Annotated in this window: 1 protein-coding gene; it reads right to left on the reverse strand. The window is 53.7% G+C overall.

Going from position 1 to position 1511, the window contains the following annotated elements; genetic code table 11:
* Positions 1-87: 87 nt before the first annotated feature.
* On the reverse strand, positions 88-1407 hold the full coding sequence (locus IVW53_15975) for a transposase (GenBank protein MBF6607061.1): 1320 nt from the start codon (positions 1405-1407) through the stop codon (positions 88-90).
* Between the last annotated feature and the right edge of the window lie 104 nt (positions 1408-1511).

Consider the following 1511-nt stretch of genomic DNA (forward strand, 5'->3'; position numbering starts at 1 on the left):
TTCTTGTTTAGACTAACGACCACCTACCAGAACTCGACGGGAAGTTCCGTGAACTGAGCAAAAACGATGAGAAAACGAGCGAAATACTTACTTGGGAACCAACGGGGGCAATTTGGGTTGTTGTTTCACAACCGGAAATCGCGTTCGCTTGCCCATTTTCGTTCCTTTCGCTCTCCCTGGCGATTTTCCACGAGGTTGTGGCGGGCGAGCAGGAGTGCCCAATTGTGGCAACAATTTGCTCATGGCGCGACGAACCTGTTGAGGAGTACTGGATCGCTGCTTGTTTTCCCAAGGGCGCAACTCGGCTTCGACCAGATCGCGTGCCAGCACCAGATGATTTCGCACGATGGCGACGACCTGCGACCAGCGCTCAAATTGTGCTGGAGTACGCAGATGAGGCTTTTCCCACAACAACATCTGTTTGTCGAAGCGGTAGCCATGTTCCTCGCTGAAACGCTTGACATAGCCCAAAGCAACTTGAACCAGCTCGGCATCAGGGAGCGTCTGGCCAATCCAGACGAACCAACTCACCCGAGGATCCCGGTCGGCGTTGGTTGCATGGGGCCGTGTCACACGGATGACGGTCAAATCCAGATCGCGAGCGTCTTTGACGTGCAAATGCTTCCACCAAGCCAGTTGAACCCGGTGCTCTTTATGGTCAGTCCCTTCCCCATGACCATCTGGGCTTTCGTGAGTGCTCCCATCTTTGGGCTGCAATTTGTTCCCATCTTTGCGGGGTGCCCCGCGCATCCCGGTCGGAGGAGGGGCTTCCCGATAAAAACAGCGGTTGTTTTTCAATCGGATCAACGTTCCCTTTGGTGGCAAAGCGCTACATTGGCACCAAAACCAGAGGGAGTTATACCCTCGATCAAGGACTCTCACTGTCTGCTGGGGCACCAGCGGCATCAACGCCTGCAATTGCTTGATGGCTACTTGCGCTGCGGTCGTTTCGGTGCTAATGCGTTGTTGATCCAGCGTGAAGGTCCAACTGCTGGGAGTAGGGGGCAGGACCACAACCGTCGAGAACTGCCATCCATACGTGATGGGGTTTTCACACTTCGGCAGGTTATGGACGTGTTGCGCGCTTCGATCTTTCGAGGTCACGGCTTTGGGTCGAGCTATTCCGCTCGCATCGATGGCCATCCACAAGTCGTTCCCTTCCTTTGGCTGGGGCAGATGGGTGACAAACACCTGCCTCAAGCGATCCAGATCGATGTCTCCATCTTTCAGGCTGGCGTACAAACTCGGCCACTTCCGCTCAAAGTGGGGCGACAGCGACAATTCAGGGAACGATCGGGCACGGTCCTCGGTCAAAAGGGCATCCACCAGATTGAACAACGCGTCATTGGCTTTCCGAAAGCTGCCATAGATCCCCTGACGAAATTCTTTCAATGTGTTAAGGTTCATACGGGGTATGCTCCTGCTTCTTTTTCAATCTGCTGGAACATTACTCCATTGGGCAATCTTCTGCAAGTGGAGATTGCCTGAGCTTATTTTAGTCTAAACAAGAA

This window comes from Chloroflexota bacterium (genome assembly GCA_015478725.1).
Taxonomy (GTDB): domain Bacteria; phylum Chloroflexota; class Limnocylindria; order Limnocylindrales; family CSP1-4; genus C-114.

Bases quoted from the DNA above. Each gene is read 5' to 3' on its own strand.
- IVW53_15975 (MBF6607061.1), bottom strand. From the start codon at position 1,407: ATGAACCTTAACACATTGAAAGAATTTCGTCAGGGGATCTATGGCAGC.